This window comes from Haloarcula sp. Atlit-120R (assembly GCF_003665885.1).
Lineage (GTDB): Archaea > Halobacteriota > Halobacteria > Halobacteriales > Haloarculaceae > Haloarcula > Haloarcula taiwanensis.
In genome coordinates this window covers 105,869-124,077 of sequence record NZ_QPLN01000003.1, presented here as the reverse complement: position 1 = coordinate 124,077, position 18,209 = coordinate 105,869, and the positions used below count along the sequence as shown (strand labels likewise).

Below are 18,209 nucleotides of genomic sequence, written 5' to 3'. Positions count from 1 at the left end.
TATTCGCCGTCCAGACCGTGAAATGCCGGACATTTGCCAAGTATCAGTTGTTGTGTGCTAGCGGCTGTTGTCGATCTGGGTTGCGTTTGTCGACGCCGACAATAGTATTGTCATATAATCCAGATAGTTGCCAGATATAGCTATATTAGTCCAGTTCTACAGCAGATATCTGGATAGTAGGGTAGCGAAAGCTGCGTGAACGGAACAATTTAAGTCACTGATTCTGCAATGGCTACCCGATTAGTCAATGGTTGACAAGAGCCACACTAGATCGAGACGAGAGTTACTGGCAGCGCTTGGGGCAGCAGGAATTACCGGGCTGGCCGGTTGCAGCGGTGGCGGTGATGGCGGCGATGGCGGCGACAGCGGGGGCGGGACCGGCACCGCCGACGGGGGAGCCGCTGCGGGGACCGCGACCAGCAGTGACGATATGGATTCGGTCACCGCCGCGTGGGTGTACAATTCCGAGGTCGGCGACCTCGGGTGGTCCTGGGCCCACAACGAGGGTCGGAAGGCAGTCGCAGCAGAGTACGAGTGGTTAGAGACCGAGTACACCGAGGCTGTTGCCCCCGCTGATTCCGAGCGGGTGTTCGAGCAGTACGCGCAGGGTACTGCCGATATCATCTTCGGCTGTACGTTCGAGTATCAGGACCCGATGGCGTCCGTGGCGGAGCGATACTCCGACACCTATTTCGAACACAACACCGGCTACCTGACGATGGAGAACATGGGACGGTACATGGGCCGGATCTATCAGCCCCGGTATCTCGCCGGGCAGGCAGCAGGGACCGTAACCGAGACAGACACGCTGGGATACGTGGCGGCATTCCCGATCCCGGAGGTCATCCGTGGAATCAACGCCTACGCGCTCGGGGCCGCGTCTGTCAACGACAGCGCGACGCTGAAAGTCAGATGGACGAACTCCTGGTTCGACCCCCCGACAGAGAGCGAGGCGGCGAACGCCCTGCTGGACGAAGACGTCGACGTAATGGCCCAGCATCAGGACTCCCCTGCAGCGCTCAGAGCGGCCTCCGATGCAGGCATCTGGGCGACCGGCTACGATGCTCCGATGGGTGACATCGCCGGCGAGAACTATCTCACCTCCCCGATCTGGCACTGGGAGGAGTTCTACGGTCCGACTATCGAGTCTGTCAGGGACGGGACCTGGGAATCCGATGCGTACTGGGAAGGCATCGAGTCAGGCATCTGTAGTCTGGACGACTGGGGGCCAGAAGTGCCCCAGGAAACGAAAGATACCGTCTCGGAGTCACGGTCAGCGATACTCGACGGCGAGCTGGACATCTGGGCCGGTTCGGCGTTCGAAGGCGAGAGCGACGAGTTCCTCTTCCAGGAGATGAGTAGCTACGTCGACGCCGTCGAGGGTGAGGTCCCGAACTGATCCCGACACCGGTTTCGGGCTGTGGTAATCGCTTGGGTATTACTGTGGTCCGCAGGCACATATAACCACGTTCGTAGGACTATTCTGGATTGTATGATATTTTGTCCAACTGTAACCAGATCTATTCGTTCGCTGCAAGGTCAAGAATGGTATCGTTTAAGTAGGAGTTTCCGCTACCTCTACCCAGTTCAGTAATGGTGAATACCAACCGAACGATATCGCGGCGGGAGATCCTGGGCGCGCTTGGGGCAACAGGAGCAACCGCACTAGCCGGCTGTAGTGGCGGGAGCGGCGACAGTGAGACGACTGACGGGACAGCGACCGGCGGCGATGGAAGCTCCGGGTCGGACTCCGTCACCGCCGCGTGGGTGTACATCTCAGAGGTGGGCGACCTCGGGTGGTCCTGGGCCCACGACGAGGGCCGGAAGGCGGTTGATGAAAAGTACGACTGGCTGGAAACCGAGTACACCGAGGCTGTCGCGCCGGAAGATTCGGAACGCGTGTTCGAGCAATACGCGCAGGGCGACGCCGACATCGTCTTCGGGACGACGTTTGGCTACCAGGACCCGATGTTCAACATTGCGGAACAGTATCCCGACACCTACTTCGAGCACGCGACCGGCTATCGAACCCGGGAGAACATGGGGCGGTACATGGGTCGGATCTACCAACCTCGGTATCTCGCCGGGCAAGCCGCCGGGATGGTGACCGAAAACAACACCATCGGCTACGTCGCCGCGTTCCCGATTCCCGAAGTCATCCGTTCTATCAATGCGATGGCGCTCGGTGCGCGGTCGGTGAACCCGGACGCGACGTTCAAGATTCGGTGGGTCAACGCGTGGTTCGACCCACAGACCTCGAAACAGGCCGCCAACTCACTCATCGACGAGGGCTGTGACGTTATCTCACAGGAGCAGGACTCCCCCGCCCCGGTCAGGGCCGCAAACGAGGCGGACGTGTGGGCCTCGGGCTACAACGCGCCGATGGGGGAGTTCGGCGGCGACAACTACCTCATTTCGCCGGTCTGGAACTGGGAAGAGGTCTACGACCCGACCATCTCCGCGGTCCGGGACGGGACTTGGGAATCCGACGCCTTCTGGGGCGGCATGGAGACGAACCTCCCTGCGCTCGACGAGTGGGGTCCGGCGGTCCCGCAGGAGGTCAAAGACACCGTCGCGGAAACGGAAGAGAAGATCGTCAACGGCGACCTCGACGTCTGGGCCGGCTCGCCGTTCGAGGGCGAGAGCGACGAGTTCCTCTTCCAGGAGATGAACAGTTTCGTCGACGCCGTCGACGCCGAAGTGCCGGAGTAGCGCGGTCCGGTTCGCGGTTCGGTTTTCGCTTCGCGTCGTCACGGACCGAGAAGCTACCGACCAGCGCGCAGAGCGTGTCAGTCAGCTATTCGTCGGCGCGGTCGAGTTCGGGACGGGTCCCACCGCCCCACTCCTCGTAGGAGCGAAGCACCGCGCCGTTGCGAGCGCCGGTCTGCTCGCCGTCCCGGACGGCGATTTCGCCGCCGACGAGGACGTACTCCATCCCGTCGGTGTACTGGAACGGCTCCTCGTAGGTGGCGTTCGCGGACACGGAATCGGGGTCGAAGGCCACGAGGTCCGCGACGTATCCCTCGCGGACGTAGCCGCGGTCCCTGAGACCAAGGATGTCGGCGGGGTTGCCTGCGGCCTTGCGGGCCATCAGTGCCGGCGAGAGCACGTCCCGCTCTCGGACGTAGCGTTCGAGGATGCGGCCGAACGCTCCGATGGCCCGCGGGTGGGGTTTCCCGCCGAAGATGCCGTCGGTGCAGAACGTGCCGCGGTCGTCGGCGAGGAACCGCTCGATGTCTTCCTCGGCCATCACGAAGTCCGCCATCGTCACGTCCAACTCTTCCGCGACAAGCAGGTCACACATCGCGTCGACCGGTTCGCTGTCGACCTCCGCGGCGATGTCGGCAATGGTTTCACCCTGATAGCGCCCGCTTCCCGTCCGCGTAATGAGGATGTTATCCCACGAGCCGGCGGCGTACGCGAGGTTCTCCCAGTCGCCCGGCTGAGAGATGTCGGCGGCGATGCGGTCCCGAACTGCTGCGGAGTTGAGACGGTGACGGATGGCCTCCGAGTCACCCTGTCGCGCCCACGGCGGCAACAGCGCAGTGAGCATCGTCGATCCGGCCGTGTAGGGGTACTGGTCGAAGGTGACCCGCTGGCCACGGGCAACGGCATCGTCGAACAGGTCGAGGACAGCCTCTGAATTCCCCCAGTTCTGCTGGCCGCCGACCTTGAGATGGGAGACGTGGGCGTGACAGCCGCCGCGTCGGCAGATGTCCAGATACCGGTCGATGGACTCGACTACGCGGTCCGTCTCGTTCCAGACGTGTGAGATCATAAACGAGTCACGCTTGGCGAGAGTGTCCGCCAGCGCCACCAGTTCGTCGTCACGAGCGTAGGAACTCGGCGGGTATATCATCCCTTTGGACATACCGAACGCGCCCTCTTCGAGCGCAACTTCGAGCTCCTGTCGAATCGCGTCGAGTTCACCGGGCGCTGTGTCGTGGTCCGATTTTGGTCTATCCAGCCGGTGACCGGTGACTGGCCCGGCGGCGACAACGTGTTCACCGCTAAGTGGGCGGTCCTCGAATCCGGCCAGCATCGACCGGATGTTGCCGTGTGGGGCGTAGTACGCACAGTTGACGGCAGGTTCGGCGGATTCAAGTGCCTCAAGATAGCCGGAAACGGTGTGCCACGGCCACGTTTCGCCCAGCGTGCCGTCGAGCGATTTGACCCGTTGTGCCCATTCGTCGGTGAGGTTCGGCGGCACCGGCGCGACACTGACACCGTCTTGGCCGAGGACTTCCGTCGTGATCCCCTGTGTCAGTTTCTCCTTTGCCCCGGGATGTCCGAACAGCCGCAGTTCCGAATGCGCGTGCATGTCGATGAACCCCGGCGCGAGATACAACCCGTTGAGGTCAACGACGCGGTCGGCGTCCAGCGGGGCGTCGCTGATAGCGTCGATTCGACCGTCGGCGACACGCACGCTCGCAGTGAACGGAGGGCGACCGCTCCCGTCCAGCACCCGCGCGTCTCGAAACGCGATAGACGCGACACTCGGCTCGGTCATGTCTGCCGACTCGCGGAACGGTCGTTTGGCTCTTTCGGTGGTCCCGACCGTGTGTCACAGCGGGCGAGCGCGTGCCACACTGCGTCTGTCAATCTGTGTGGCACCACCCCGACGCAATCTTCAAGACGACACCGCGGAACAGCTACCCAATGCCATCGGTCAGTCTCGACAGCGAGCGGTTCAGACGGCGCTTCGATACGTTCAACGAGATCGGCGCGACGGAACGAGGCGGCGTGAACAGGCCGAGCCTGTCTGACGAGAACAAGGCGGCCCGGGACACGCTGGTCGAGTGGTTCCGCGAGGCCGGGCTGGAGGTCCGTATCGACACGATGGGCAACATCTTCGGTCGGCGGGACGGAGCGGTGGAGGACGCCGCGCCGGTCCTGTTCGGGTCGCACATCGATAGCCAGTACAGCGGCGGGCGGTACGACGGCGTTATCGGCGTCCTCGGTGGACTGGAAGTCATTGAGGCGTTCAACGACGCCGGGGTGACGACCGAACGCCCGCTAGAGGTCGTCGCCTGGAGTAACGAGGAGGGCGTCCGCTTTCAGCCGGATATGCTCGGCAGCGGCGTCTACTGTGATATTTTCGATCTCGACTACGCGTACGAGCGCGAGGACAAGGACGGGAAGCGGTTCGGCGACGAACTCGAACGCATCGGCTACAAGGGCGAAACGCCCTGTGAAGCCGACGACATCCACTGCTACTTTGAGATGCACGTGGAACAGGGCCCGTTTCTCGAACAGCAGGACATCCCAGTCGCCGCTGTCGAAGGCGTGTTCGGCTTTGCATGGCTGAACGTCACCTTCGAGGGGCAGGCGAACCACGCCGGCCCGACGCCGATGGATATGCGCCACGACGCCTTCGTGGCGACGGCGGACGTAACCCGCGCTGTGCGGCGAATCACAGCGACCGAAGGCACGGACCTCGTCGGCACGGTCGGCAGCGTCGACGTCTGGCCAAACGCCATCAACGTCATCCCCGAGACGGTCGATTTCACGCTTGATTTCCGCTCGTACGACGATGCCGTTGTCGATGCGGCTGTCGAACAGATCAGAGAAGAGATTGCCCACGCCGCCGAGCGCGAAGGCCTTGAATACGAGATCGAGGAAATCATGCGAGTCGATGCGGACCCGTTCGATCAGGACTGCCTCGACACGGTCGTCGAGGCCGCCGAGACGGTCGGCTGTGAGTACACACGGCTGGTCAGTGGCGCAGGCCACGATGCGAACTACCTCAACAAGATAGCCCCGACGAGCATGATTTTCGTCCCGAGCGTCGACGGGATTAGCCACCGCGAGAGCGAGTTTACCGAGTGGGATGACATCGTCACCGGAGCAGAGGTACTGCTGAACGCCGTGCAGGCGAAGGCCGCCGAATGAGCGGGTCCAGTCACAGAGAGTATCTGTCACAGATATGGCACATACCACACATTACCCCGCACGTCTGTCGTAGCTGTGTCAGTCTAGTGCCTTGTAGTGGGGCGTGGCCGTGATTTCTTCTGGCAATATTGCGATCACGCACCTGTGAAGCATACATATATGAGAGAGTGCTGTACAGTTGTTCACTAAGAGGCGCGTGTGCGTATCGCATACCGAAAACTGGAGGGACCTCTGTGGACATCGAACTCACAATCAACGGCGAGCGGACGACAGTCGAAGCCGGGTCGGCGGACGACCTGGCGACGGTATTGAGACAGCACGGTCACATCGGCGTGAAATGTGGCTGTGACGGCGGAACCTGCGGCGCATCGAAGGTGTTCGTTGACGGCGACGTCCGGATGGCTTGCGGAATGGCCGCAGTGGACGCCGATGGGAGTGAGATACAGACCGTCGCTGCGCTCGGGACGCAGGACGACCTGCACCCGGTCCAGCAGGCGTTCGTCGACAACTTCGCCGTCCAGTGCGGGTTCTGTATCCCAGGAATGGTTATTCAGGCGGTGGCACTACTGGATTCGAACCCAGACCCAACCGAGCGGGAGGTCCGGGAGGCGCTAGACGACAACGTCTGTCGCTGCACCGGGTATCAGAAGCCGGTCGAAGCCGTGCTCGACGCGGCAGAGCGAATGCGCGGGGCGCAGTCGGTCGCCGCCGACGGCGGCCACTCGGCCACTGTGCCGCCGAATGGGAACGAGTCGACCCGCTGCTGCGGAGGTGGCTGCGATGAGTAGCGACGACGAGACACCCACGGCCGACGGGGGGACGGCCTCGCAGTCCGAGGCTGTCGAGGATGGGCAGTCCGAAGAGCACCCGCTCGAATGGGACGAACCCGAGAACAACGACAAGGCACCCGACGAACGGGCCAGTGTCTCCCACCGGACAGAAAAGTACGACGACCGGAAGCTCGTCACCGGACAGGCGAAGTACACCGCCGACTACGAGGAACAATATCCAGATCTCGCGTATGCGGCGGTCGTCCGGAGCGACATCCCACACGGCCGCGTGACCGACATCGACACGAGTGAAGCCGAGGCAATGGACGGCGTCGACGCGGTCTTGACACCCGAATCCGACGCAGTGCCGGACGCAAAATACACCAGCGCCGGACAGTCCTATCCGGAACCGAGCCCGTGGGACATGCACGTGCTGAACGAACACGTCCGGTACATCGGGGACCCGATTGCCGCCGTCGCAGCCGAAAACCGGGCGACCGCGTCCGCCGCCGCCGAGGCTATCGAGGTGTCCTACGAGGAGGACGACTACGTCACTGACCCGGAGGAGGCCTTCGACGACGACGCGCCGCAGTTGTTCGAGGACGGCGAGGTAGAAAACGAAATTGTCGGCCACGACTACGACCGCAACCGGATGGCACATATCGGGGGCGAACTGGGCGACGTGGACGCGGCGCTCGACGGCGAGACCCATGTCCACGAGACCGAATGGGAGACAATCCGGCAGTCCCACGCCAACGTCGAGAAACACACCTCGTTGGCGTACACGAACGAGGACGACCGCCACGTCCTCATCACCAGCACACAGGTTCCCAACCACACCCGGAGACAACTCGCCCACCTGTTCGACATCCCCATCCGTGACATCCGCGTCCAGAAACCCCGCGTCGGCGGCGGTTTCGGCGGGAAACAGGCGATGGTCGTCGAGCCGATTCCGCTCTCGCTCTCGCTCGCCACCGACCGCCCGGTCCTGTACGAGGCCAGCCGCGAGGAGGAGTTCTACGCGATGCGGTCGCGCCATCCGATGAAAGTCAAAGCGAAGACCGCCGTCACCGACGACGGCGACATCGAGGCAATCGACATCTACGCGCTGTCGAACACCGGCGCGTACGGAAGCCACGGCATGACTGTCGCGGGCAACGTCGGCAGCAAGCCCCTGCCGCTGTACTCGAAGGTCCCCAACGCCCGCTTCGAGGCGGACATCGTCCACACGAACACGCCACAGACCGGCGCGATGCGGGGCTACGGCGCGCCACAGGGCACGCTCGCGCTGGAAGGCCATCTCGACGAGGTGGCCCGCGACCTCGGTCTCGACCCCATCGAATTCCGGCGGCGGCATCACATGGAAGTCGGCGACCTCGACGAGATCGCGGGGATGATGGGCGGCGAGGGGGCGAACCGCCGTATCCGCTCGTGTGGCCTTGACGAGTGTATCGAGCGCGGAAAGGACGCCATCGGCTACGACGACCTCGAACAGCCCGACGAGGACCACCTGCACCGCGGCATCGGGATGGCACTATCCGCACAGGGGACCGGCGTCGCTGGCGACGAACTCGGGGCCGCTCAGATAATGATGAACGAGGACGGGAGTTTCCACCTGCAGGTCGGCGGCGTCGACATCGGGACGGGCGCTGACACGGCGTTCCTCCAGATTGCCGCCGAGGTGCTGGGCTGTGACGAGGACGACATAATCGTCAAATCCTCCGATACTGATGTAACGCCCTTCGACTACGGGGCCTACGCCTCTTCGACGACGTACATCAGCGGCATGGCCGTCAAGAAGGCCGCTGAGGATGCGAAAGCGCGGATTCTCGACTGGGGATCGAAACTGCTTGGGGAGCCAGTCGAGGCGCTGGAAACCGGCGACGGGACCGTGTACAGCGAGGCCAGCAGCGATTCGGTCACACTCGAAGACATCGGCTACGAGGCCGCCTACGGCGACGACGAGCGCGAACACATCTTAGGGAAGGGGAGCCACTGCACCGAAGAGAGTCCCCCGCCGTTCGCTGCGCAGTTCGCCGACGTGACGGTGGATGAGACCACCGGCGAGTTCGAAGTTCATAAACTGGTCGTCGCCGTCGACTGCGGTGTCGCCATCAACCCCGGCATGGCCGAGGGCCAGATCGAGGGCGCGAATCACATGAGTTACGAGATGGCCGTCAGCGAGGGCATCACGCTCGACGACGAGGGACGGGCAGAGGTAGCTGATTTCGACGAGTACGGCCTGCCGCCGGCGACTGAGACGCCGCCCATCGAGTCCATTCTGGTCGAGACCCACGAACCGACCGGGCCGTTTGGCGCGAAATCGGTCGCCGAAGTCCCGACGAACACAGTCCCGCCCGCGCTGTCAAATGCCGTCCGGGACGCCGTCGGCGTCCGTGTCCGGGAGATGCCCATTACCGCCGAGAAAATCAAGGCACAGCTGGACGAGCGCAACCCCTGACTCGGGACGGAGTGCCAGTCACGGCAAAACCCGGTGTGGCGGCGTGCCATATCGCAAATCCGCGATAGCTATTTATCGTTCTGTTCGTCACGTACCTGACATAGCCAGCGAGCTGATGAGCCATATGGAAATCGAACTGGAAATTAACGGTGTGGAACGGACTGTCGACGCATCGAAATCCGATTCGCTTCTCGATGTCCTTCGACGGAACGGGTACACCGGCGCGAAGCGGGGATGTGACACCGGCGCGTGCGGCTTCTGTACGGTACACGTCGACGGGGAGCCGGTGAAAGCCTGCGTCGAGCCGCTGACGAAAGTGCAGGACGCATCCGTCGAGACAATCGAAGGGCTTGGTACACAGGACGATCTGCATCCGGTGCAACAGGCATTCGTGGAGAATACTGCGCTCCAGTGTGGGTTTTGCATTCCGGGAATGATTATGCGCTCGACGGCGCTACTGGAAGCGAACCCGGGCCCGACCGAACAGGAGGTTCGGGAAGCGCTCTCGGACAATCTCTGTCGGTGCACCGGCTACAAGAAAATCGTCGAAGCGGTGCTGGACGCCGCCGAAAAGATGGACAGCGGGACAGCCGTCGCCGCGGACGGTGGACGGGCACTCGATAGCGACGACGGCGTCACCACCGAGGCCACGTGTTCACGCACCGACTGCGGCTGCATGGAGGGCGAGCAGTGAGCGATTCCGACCGGGTCCAGGAGACAGGCGAGCAGCCCGACAGGACAGAGAGAGAGGCAGCGGAGTCTGCCGAAGCCGAGAAGGAGGCAGCGGCAGACATCGCACGCGAACCCGACCGGAAAGCCGAATCCGAGCGCGACGCGATTACCGTGAACGAAGAGAAAGACGACGCACGGAAAATTGTCACCGGGCAGGCCCGCTACACGGCGGACTACCGGGACCGGTTCCCGGACCTCGCTCACGGGAAAGTGATTCGCAGTGACATCCCTCACGGCTACGTCGAATCAGTCGACACCAGCGACGCCGAGGCGATGGACGGCGTCGACGCCGTCATCACGCCGTTCGACGACGTGGTTCCGGACAAGCTGTACTCCAGTTCGGGACAGTCCTACCCCGAGCCGAGTCCGTGGGATCTGAAAGTGTTGCGTGAACACGTCCGCTTCGTCGGTGACCCGGTCGCCGCAGTGGCAGCTGACGACCCGGAAACGGCCGACCGAGCCGCACGGAAAGTCGAAGTCGAGTACCAGGAACTGGACGCCGTCTTCGATCCTGAAGAAGCACTCGACGAGGACGCGCCCCAACTGTTCGAAGCCGACGACGTGGAGAACAAGCAGTCAGGCGCAGACTACAGCCGAAACGTCGAATCACACTTCGAAGGGGAACTCGGTGACGTTGACGCGGCGTTCGAACGAGCGGAGAGTGAAGACGACCGGCACGTCATCGAGACAGAGTGGGAGACACCGTACCAGTCCCACTGCGTTCCGGAACCGCACACGACCATCGCGTACACGGACGAGGACGACCGGCACACGTTCATCACAGCGACGCAGGTCCCCTTTCACACCCGTCGCCAGATAGCCCACTTGTTCGATATTCCCATCCGTGACGTGCGGGTGAAGAAACCGCGAATTGGCGCTGGATTCGGGTCAAAACAGGAGATGGCAATCGAGCCGATAACGTTCGCACTGCATCTGGCAGCCGACCGGCCGGTCAAACTGGAGATGAGCCGACAGGAGGAGTTCACCGCGCTTCGCTTTCGACATCCGATGCGGATGCGGATGCAGACCGCAGTGACTGACGACGGCGACATCGAGGCAATGGACCTCTATACGCTGTCGAACGCAGGGGCCTACGGGACCCACGGTATGACCGTCGCGAACAACGTCGGAACGAAGCCGCTCCCGCTCTATCCACGCGTCCCGAACGTCCGCTTTTCCGGTGATGTGGTGCATACGAACCTTCCGATGGGGGCGGCCATGCGAGGGTACGGCGCGCCGCAGGGCCATTTCGCCGTTGAGGCACACATGGACGAGGTGGCCCGCCGCCTCGACTTCGACCCCATCGCGTTCCGTCTCCAGAACGCGGTTCGGGAGGGTGACCGCGACCGAAGCGTCGCCATGCTGAAAGACGGTGACCGGTTCACCCGGACGATTCGCTCGTGTGGCATCCGCGAGTGCGTCAAGCGCGGCAAGGAAGCTATTGGCTACGACGACCTCGAACAGCCTGACGAGGACCACCGCAAGCGCGGGGTCGGCATGGCGCTCATCGCCCAGGGAAGCGGCGTCGCGGGAAAGGAACTCGGCGCGGCACAGGTGCAGATGAACGAGGACGGGAGTTTCCACCTGCAGGTCGGCGGCGTCGACACCGGCACGGGCGCGGACACGATGTTCTCCCAGATTACCGCAGAGGTGCTGGGCTGCACGCCGGACGATGTCGTCGTCATCGCCGCCGACACCGACCTGACGCCGTTCGATTACGGCGCGTACGCCTCCTCGACGACGTACATCAGCGGTCGAGCGGTGAAGAAGGCCGCCGAAGACGCGAAAGAGCGGGTGCTGGGATGGGGGTCGAAACTGCTCGACGAGCCCCCGGAAGCGCTCGACACCGGCGACGGCGGCGTGTACAGCGAGCAGACCGGGAGCCGCGTCTCGCTGGCAGAGATCGGCTACGAGGCCGCCTACGGCGACGACGAGCGCGAACACATCCTCGGGGACGGCAACCACTCGACCGACGAGAGTCCACCGCCGTACGGTGCGCAGTTCGTCGACGTGACTGTCGATACGGAGACCGGCGAGTACGAACTCAACAGACTGGTGTTCGCGGCGGATTGCGGCGTCGCCATCAACCCCGCGCTGGTCGAAGGCCAGATTGAGGGCGGTGAGCACATGAGCCTCGAATACGCCACGAGCGGCGACCTGACCTTCGACGAGGACGGGAACCCCGAAGTACTCGGCTTTCGACAGTACGGGATGCCGCGGACGACGGACCACCCAGAAATGGAGACCATTCTCGTGGAAACACACGAACCCACGGGTCCGTTCGGCGCGAAGTCTATCGCGGAACTCCCGACAAACGGGGTCCCGCCAGCGCTTTCGAACGCGATCCGCGACGCCGTCGGCGTTCGGCTGACCGAGCTACCGTTCACTGCAGACGACCTGAAGGCGGCACTCGACGACCAGTCTGCCGATGGTAGATAGGTTTGTTTCGGGCAGTTTTCTTCCGTGTAATATCACACACGGAGTGTTTTTTCGGTGTGTCGAGCAAACTATTAAGAGCTGGTCGGGAAAACCTCGACAGTATGGCGTACATCGGTTTTCTGCTGACAGGGGGTCCCTTCGACAGTGAGCGGTGGCGTACCGCCTACGAACTGGGGCGGGCGGCGCTGGACCAGGGTCACGAGGTGAGTTACTTCCACTACCTCGACGGCGCGCTCGTTCCTGTCGCGGACCAGACCCTGCCGGGCTGTTCGGACAGCGGGCTGTACGACGAGATGCCGACAGAGAAGTTTCAGGAACTTATCGCGGACGGCGCGGAGGTTATCTGCTGTGGACTCTGTGTCGACGCACGCGGCATTGACGCGCCCGCCGACTACCCCGATGGCGTCGAAGTCGGACTGCTGCCGGACCTTGCGGACATCATCGGCGAGGTCGACCGGGTGGTCTCGCTATGAAACAGGATGTCGTCGTCCTGCTTACCCGTGCGCCGTGTGGACGTGTCCATATCCCGGAGGGGCTGCGCGCCGCCCGTGGTATCGCGGCCGGCTTCGACATGCACGACGTGACCGTGATATTCACACAGGACGGCGTGTACGGCGCTCGGGAGGCCGTCGACCGCAACGCGCTCAACATGAGCGGGCATGTCGCCGATCTGGAAGAACAGGACGGACAGATGGTCGCGGACGGCGCGGCGATGGCCGAGCGCAGTATCGAAAAGAGCGAAATCGACGACGACGTGGCCGTCTGGTCGGACGACCGCGTTACCGCCCGCATCCGTGACGCCGACCGAACACTGGACTTCTGACAATGCTGTATCTCATCGACAAACCGATGGCGGAAATCGGGCTGCGTACCGCCGCCGGGGACCCCGAGGCACGCGTCGTGCTGATTCAGGACGGCGTCTACCTCACGCCGGATATCGACGCCTCCGTCTCAGCGGTCGCGAGAGACGTAGACGTGCGTGGCGTTTCACTCCCGCCGGACATCGACCGGATATCCTACGACGACGTGGTCGAGTGCCTCGTCGAACAGGAGGTCAAGAGCTTCGTATGAGTCTGTTCGAACGGCTCGACGAACTGGCCGCGCAGGGAGAACCGGCAGCACTCCTGACTATCGTCCGCAAGGACGGCAGCGCACCGCGAGACGTAGGGGACAAGATGATAGTCACAGGCGACGACGAGTACGGGACCATCGGAGGGGGCACGGTCGAGCATCTCGCCGTACAGGACGCCCGGTCAGTGCTTTCAGGAGCCGACGACCCCGGCGTCCGGACGTACGAACTCGAACCCGGCGGCAACACGGGAATGGTCTGTGGCGGCGAGATGGACGTGTTCATCGACCGGGTTCGCGGGCAGGCACGGCTCTATATCGCTGGCTGCGGCCACGTCGGCGTCGAACTGGCCCCGCTGGCCGAGCGACTGGGCTACGCCGTCACCGTGGTCGACGACCGCGAGGCGTACGCCGATCCGGGGCAGTTCCCCGACGAGACGGACGTAATTCACGGCGGCTACGGCGACGTGCTCGGCGACCTCCCAATGGGGACGGAGACGGCGGTGGCTGTCGCGACGCGAAGCGGGACGTTCGATCAGGAGGCCGTCGCAGCGGCGCTGGACGGTGAGGCCGGCTACGTCGGCCTCGTCGCCAGCGAGACAAAGGCCAATCACGTCCTCGACTCACTCGCCGAATCGGGCTACGCCCGTCGGGAACTCAGCCGGGTCCGAACTCCGGTTGGACTCGACCTCGGCGGGAGCGGCCCGGCCGCCGTCGCGCTCTCGATCCTCTCCGAGGTCACCATGGACCGCCACGACGCCACCGGTAAGCGGTCGACACGACTGAACCTCGACGACCTAGTCGTCGTCCGCGGCGGCGGCGACCTCGGGAGCGGCGTGGTCTATCGCCTGCAGCAGGCTGGCTTTCCGGTTATCGTCACAGAGGTCGAACAGCCAACGGTAGTCCGGCGGGCAGTCGCCTTCGGCGCTGCACTGTACGAAGACGAAGTGACGGTCGAGGGACTCACTGGCCGGGCAGCAGCGGACATCGACGAGGCGCTTGAACTGCTTGCCGACGATGTCGTCCCGGTCCTCGTCGACCCTGAGGCGGCCGTCGCCGACGAACTCAACGCTGCAGTCCTCGTCGATGCTATCATGGCGAAAGGGACGTTCGACACCGGCACGCGACGGGGAGACGCCGACGTAGTGATTGGGATGGGACCTGGTTTCGAGGCCGGCGAGGACGTGGACGCGGTCGTCGAGACCGACCGCGGGCACGAGCTCGGCCGGGTGTTCTACGAGGGGGCAGCGAGCGAGTACGACGGCGAGCCCGGCGAGCGGCGCGGCTACACCCACGAGCGGGTGCTCCGTGCACCGACCGACGGTGAGTGGACCCCCACGGTCGCCATCGGCGATACTGTCACAGCCGGCGATGTAGTCGGCACGGTCGGTGAACTGCCGGTCGAGACAGAGATAGACGGGCTGGTTCGCGGCCTCGTTCACGACGGCCTCAGCGTCAGTGAGGGCACTAAGCTCGGCGACGTCGATCCCCGTGGCGAGTCTGTCGACCCAACGAAGATTTCCGACAAGGCACTGTGTCTCGGCGGTGGGGTGCTGGAGGCAGTGCTCCGGTTGCGGTAGCAGGCTCCTACTTGACGTTATGAACGAACTTCTTCGATAGTCGGGTCGTCAATCGTGACGCCGCGTCCGGCCGTAACGCGGCCGACAGCTCGATAGAACATGCCGGCGTCGTCGAACGCCGATTCGACGGCAGCAGTCGCAGCCGGTGGGACGGAGACGAACAGGCCGCCGCTTGTCTCCGCGCTCTCTCCGTCAGTTAGCCCGTATCCGAAAAGCGTCGAGAGACCGGGCGTTCCTGCGATGACCGGGAGGTGCGTCAGTTCGATACCGACATTCGAGCGGGCGGCCATCACGCGGCTCTGGCCGGCGAGGCCGAAGCCGGTAATGTCGGTTGCGGCGGTTGCATATTCGCGGCACGCGACCATTGCGTCCCGGTTCGTAGTCGTCATCCACGCGATGGCTTCCGAAGCAATACTGTCGAGCGGGCGCTCAGCGGCGTCGGTGACTATCTCAACGAACTGCTCGTCGGTTACGCGGGTCGCCCCCATCGCCGGTTGCGTCCCGAGCGGTTTGGTCAGGTAGAGTCGGTCGCCGGGGCTAGCCCCGTGTGAAGTGAGCAGGGCGTCGGGTCGTGCTGTCGCCGAAATCGCTCCGCCGGCGAAGGGCCACGGACTCATGATGGTGTGGCCACCAGCGATGACGCCGTCCATCGTGTCCAGCGCGTCAGCCATGCCGGCGAGGATGGGCGCTGCGCTCTCGGTTACGTCTCGCGGGAGGCCGAGAGTGACCAGACAGTCGATGTTCTCGACCGCACCTGTAGCGAACGCATCGCTAGCGGCATTACAAGCGGCGATACGACCGAAGTCGTACGGGTCGTCGACGATAGGTGTGAAGAAATCCACCGTCGAAACCAACGCGATATCGTCGGTAAGTTTCCGGGCAGCGGCGTCCTCGCCGATGCCGAACAGCAACGAGTCGTTCTCACCGGTGAGGCCGGCATCGGCGAGCAGCGAATCGAGGTCGCTCTGGCCGACTTTGCAGGAACAGCCGTGGAGTTCGGTGTACTCCGTCAGGCGCGTCGTCTCGTCGTCCGCAGTCGGAGCGTCGGTTCCCACACTCAGGCCTCCGATAGCGACGCCATCTCGGTCACCCGGAGTTCGAGTTCGAACTCGTCGGACTCGCCAGCGGTCTCCGCTGTCGTCACGTCGATACCGTGCGTCGTACACATCCTCCGGAGATTCTCTTCAGCGGGGGGGTAATCGCCCCGCACGACGAGCGTCTCACCGGTATCGAGATCCGAAAGCGCCTGTCGGACGATAAGCGCCGGACGGGGACAGATTTCACCACGAACGTCTACGCGAGCCATACCGGTACGTGTGTCATCATGTCACAAAAACACTATCGCCGCCACATACCGTTGCCCCGGTAAGCTATTTGTGTGTCTTCCGCGGAGCGACCGTATGCATCTGGCTGCTGCGCTGGGCTTGGGGTCCAGCGCCGCTGTCGCTTTTGTCGGGGCCGGCGGAAAGAAAACCGCGATGGGACAGTTGACGGTGGAGGGCACCGACGAGAGGTACGACGTGGGCTACACGACGACAACGGCGATGCCACCGCCGTCTGACCTGCCGCTGACGCTCATCGATCCGGACGCGTGGCGCGCTGACCTCGAAGCACACGACCCACCAATTGCCGTCGCTCGCGAGGAAGTACCCGACCCGGCGCGAGTTGACCGGAAGGTTCGCGGATTGGAGGCGAGTATAGTAGAACAACTATCCAGTGTTGGACTGTTCGACTGGCTCCTCATCAAGGCTGACGGGGCACGCAAGCGAGAGTTCAAAGCACCTGGAGATGGGGAGCCAGTCGTCCCGAGCACGGCCAGCCACGTCGTCCCGGTCGCCTCGGTCACCGCCGTCGGTGAACCGCTGACGACGGATGTGGTCCATCGGCCGGAGCGGGTCGCGGACATCACCGATATCAATGTTGGCGAGACGATCACGCCAGACGCTGTCGGAACAGTGCTCACACATCCCGACGGTGGCCTCCGAAACGCGCCAGCCGGGGCGTCTGTGATACCGTTAATCAACAAAGCGGATACCGAGCCACAGCAGCGGACCGCCAGAGACGTACTCACGTACTCGCTTTCACAGACGAAGCGGTGTTCTCAGGGCGTCATCACGTCGTTCACCTCCGATATCTGTGAAGTCGTCTCAGAAGCAGATCTGCAAGAGGCAGAGAGCGATGGCTGACTTCGTGGAAACAGCCAGTCTCGGTTCGAGAGGAAGGTAAGCATGAACTGTCAGGACCATTCCGGAGTCGGCGGTGTTATCCTCGCCGCTGGTCGGAGCGCACGGTATGGACCGGGTAACAAATTGCTGGCGACTATCGACGGAACGGCGGTCGTCCGACAGGTGGCCGAAACCGCCAGCCAGTCATCATTGACGGACGTTGTCGCCGTCCTCGGCTACGAGGACGAGGCTGTCGCTGAAGCGCTCAATGGACTCTCGCTGTCCCACCGCCACAACAGCGATTACGCGGCAGGCCAGAGTGCATCAGTTCGACACGGCGTCGAGTTCGCCCGTTCGGCCGACTGGGACGCCGCCCTGTTCCTGCTTGGCGATATGCCGTTCGTACGCGTCGAAACCATCGAGACACTTATCGAAACGTACCGTACAGGCTCGGCAAGCATTGTCGTTCCCAAATACGATGGGCAGCGGGGTAATCCGGTGCTTTTCGACGGCTGCCACTTCGATGCCCTCGCCTCGGTCTCCGGCGACCGCGGTGGCCGAGACGTCATCGAAGCCAACGAGGAGACAGCGTTCATCGATGTTGCAGACCCTGGCATCCACTGGGATATCGACACTGCTGCAGACCGTGCCGAGTTCACCGACCGCCGCGACGGCCTGTGAATTTAAGATGCTGATGGTGGAACTCCAGATTGATGAAACGGATACTCAGCACGACCGATGCTCCCGATGCGGTCGGCGCGTACAGTCAGGCAACGACGAACGGCTCGCTCGTGTTCACCGCGGGCCAGATTCCGATGACGCCCGACGGCGACCTGCTCGACGACGAACCGATAGCGACACAGGCCGAACAGGCGCTATCGAACGTCGAAGCGGTGCTGGCTTCCGAGGGGCTTGCAATGAGCGATGTGTTGAAGGTGACCGTCTATCTCGACGATATCGACGATTTCGAGGCGATGAACGACACATATGCCGGCTTCTTCGACGACGCGCCGCCGGCCCGGAGCGCAGTTGAGGTCGCTAACCTGCCAAAGGGTGTCGGCGTCGAAATCGAAGCCATCGCAACGAGCGAGTAAGGGCACCC

At 63.3% G+C, this 18,209-nt stretch carries 17 protein-coding genes; 14 read left to right on the top strand and 3 right to left on the bottom strand.

From position 1 onward, the window contains the following. The first annotated feature begins 247 nt into the window (after nt 1–247). Together DVK01_RS12445 and DVK01_RS12440 are read left to right on the top strand one after the other, a co-directional pair. A complete protein-coding gene (locus tag DVK01_RS12445) occupies nt 248–1,399 on the top strand; it encodes a BMP family ABC transporter substrate-binding protein (protein WP_121536953.1) in 1,152 nt (383 codons plus the stop codon). Between the two features lie 194 nt (nt 1,400–1,593). Further along, nucleotides 1,594–2,712, top strand: coding sequence for a BMP family ABC transporter substrate-binding protein (locus tag DVK01_RS12440; protein WP_121536951.1), 1,119 nt, complete (start codon nt 1,594–1,596; stop codon nt 2,710–2,712). A gap of 85 nt (nt 2,713–2,797) precedes the next feature. On the opposite strand, the gene DVK01_RS12435 is transcribed toward DVK01_RS12440, so the two are convergent. After that, nucleotides 2,798–4,510, bottom strand: a complete 1,713-nt coding sequence (locus DVK01_RS12435; RefSeq protein ID WP_121536949.1) for an amidohydrolase family protein — start codon at nt 4,508–4,510, stop codon at nt 2,798–2,800. Between the two features lie 149 nt (nt 4,511–4,659). Here DVK01_RS12435 and DVK01_RS12430 point away from each other — a divergent pair, with 149 nt between their 5' ends. From DVK01_RS12430 to yqeB, 9 genes are all read left to right on the top strand, one after another. After that, nucleotides 4,660–5,892, top strand: a complete 1,233-nt coding sequence (locus tag DVK01_RS12430) for a Zn-dependent hydrolase (RefSeq protein ID WP_121536947.1) — start codon at nt 4,660–4,662, stop codon at nt 5,890–5,892. 233 nt (nt 5,893–6,125) lie between these two features. After that, nucleotides 6,126–6,680: a (2Fe-2S)-binding protein gene (locus DVK01_RS12425; protein WP_101351695.1), complete on the top strand. Its 555-nt coding sequence runs from the start codon at nt 6,126–6,128 to the stop codon at nt 6,678–6,680. After that, nucleotides 6,673–9,123 carry a xanthine dehydrogenase family protein molybdopterin-binding subunit gene (locus tag DVK01_RS12420; RefSeq protein WP_101351694.1) on the top strand — a complete coding sequence of 817 codons (2,451 nt, stop codon included), beginning with the start codon at nt 6,673–6,675 and terminating at the stop codon, nt 9,121–9,123. The genes DVK01_RS12425 and DVK01_RS12420 overlap by 8 nt, the downstream gene beginning before the upstream one ends. A gap of 124 nt (nt 9,124–9,247) precedes the next feature. After that, nucleotides 9,248–9,817, top strand: coding sequence for a (2Fe-2S)-binding protein (locus DVK01_RS12415; protein WP_101351693.1), 570 nt, complete (start codon nt 9,248–9,250; stop codon nt 9,815–9,817). Beyond that, entirely contained in the window at nt 9,814–12,294 is a 2,481-nt protein-coding gene (locus DVK01_RS12410; protein WP_121536945.1) for a xanthine dehydrogenase family protein molybdopterin-binding subunit, read from the top strand. The genes DVK01_RS12415 and DVK01_RS12410 overlap by 4 nt, the downstream gene beginning before the upstream one ends. A 101-nt stretch (nt 12,295–12,395) precedes the next feature. Next, the gene (locus DVK01_RS12405) at nt 12,396–12,767 is read left to right on the top strand and encodes a DsrE/DsrF/TusD sulfur relay family protein (RefSeq protein ID WP_101351691.1); all 372 of its coding nucleotides are present in this window, start codon (nt 12,396–12,398) and stop codon (nt 12,765–12,767) included. After that, the gene (locus DVK01_RS12400; protein ID WP_101351690.1) at nt 12,764–13,117 is read left to right on the top strand and encodes a DsrE family protein; all 354 of its coding nucleotides are present in this window, start codon (nt 12,764–12,766) and stop codon (nt 13,115–13,117) included. The genes DVK01_RS12405 and DVK01_RS12400 overlap by 4 nt, the downstream gene beginning before the upstream one ends. A 2-nt stretch (nt 13,118–13,119) precedes the next feature. Beyond that, nucleotides 13,120–13,365, top strand: a complete 246-nt coding sequence (locus tag DVK01_RS12395) for a DsrH/TusB family sulfur metabolism protein (RefSeq protein WP_101351689.1) — start codon at nt 13,120–13,122, stop codon at nt 13,363–13,365. Then, nucleotides 13,362–14,942: a selenium-dependent molybdenum cofactor biosynthesis protein YqeB gene (gene yqeB, locus DVK01_RS12390; protein ID WP_101351688.1), complete on the top strand. Its 1,581-nt coding sequence runs from the start codon at nt 13,362–13,364 to the stop codon at nt 14,940–14,942. Before DVK01_RS12395 ends, yqeB begins: the two co-directional genes overlap by 4 nt. Before the next feature lie 17 nt (nt 14,943–14,959). Here the strand turns inward: yqeB and selD are convergent, their stop codons facing one another. Next, nucleotides 14,960–15,997 carry a selenide, water dikinase SelD gene (gene selD, locus DVK01_RS12385; protein WP_121536943.1) on the bottom strand — a complete coding sequence of 346 codons (1,038 nt, stop codon included), beginning with the start codon at nt 15,995–15,997 and terminating at the stop codon, nt 14,960–14,962. Between the two features lie 2 nt (nt 15,998–15,999). After that, on the bottom strand, nt 16,000–16,248 hold the full coding sequence (locus DVK01_RS12380; protein WP_011222658.1) for a sulfurtransferase TusA family protein: 249 nt from the start codon (nt 16,246–16,248) through the stop codon (nt 16,000–16,002). A gap of 94 nt (nt 16,249–16,342) precedes the next feature. On the opposite strand from DVK01_RS12380, the gene yqeC reads away from it, so the two are divergent. The 3 genes from yqeC to DVK01_RS12365 are packed head-to-tail and all read left to right on the top strand — an operon-like array spanning nt 16,343 to nt 18,201. Further along, complete coding sequence (gene yqeC, locus DVK01_RS12375; protein WP_121536941.1) at nt 16,343–17,128, top strand: selenium cofactor biosynthesis protein YqeC; 786 nt, start codon at nt 16,343–16,345, stop codon at nt 17,126–17,128. Between the two features lie 42 nt (nt 17,129–17,170). Beyond that, the gene (locus DVK01_RS12370) at nt 17,171–17,788 is read left to right on the top strand and encodes a nucleotidyltransferase family protein (protein WP_121536939.1); all 618 of its coding nucleotides are present in this window, start codon (nt 17,171–17,173) and stop codon (nt 17,786–17,788) included. A 32-nt stretch (nt 17,789–17,820) separates the two neighbouring features. Continuing rightward, the gene (locus tag DVK01_RS12365) at nt 17,821–18,201 is read left to right on the top strand and encodes a Rid family detoxifying hydrolase (RefSeq protein WP_101351684.1); all 381 of its coding nucleotides are present in this window, start codon (nt 17,821–17,823) and stop codon (nt 18,199–18,201) included. Nucleotides 18,202–18,209 lie beyond the last annotated feature (8 nt).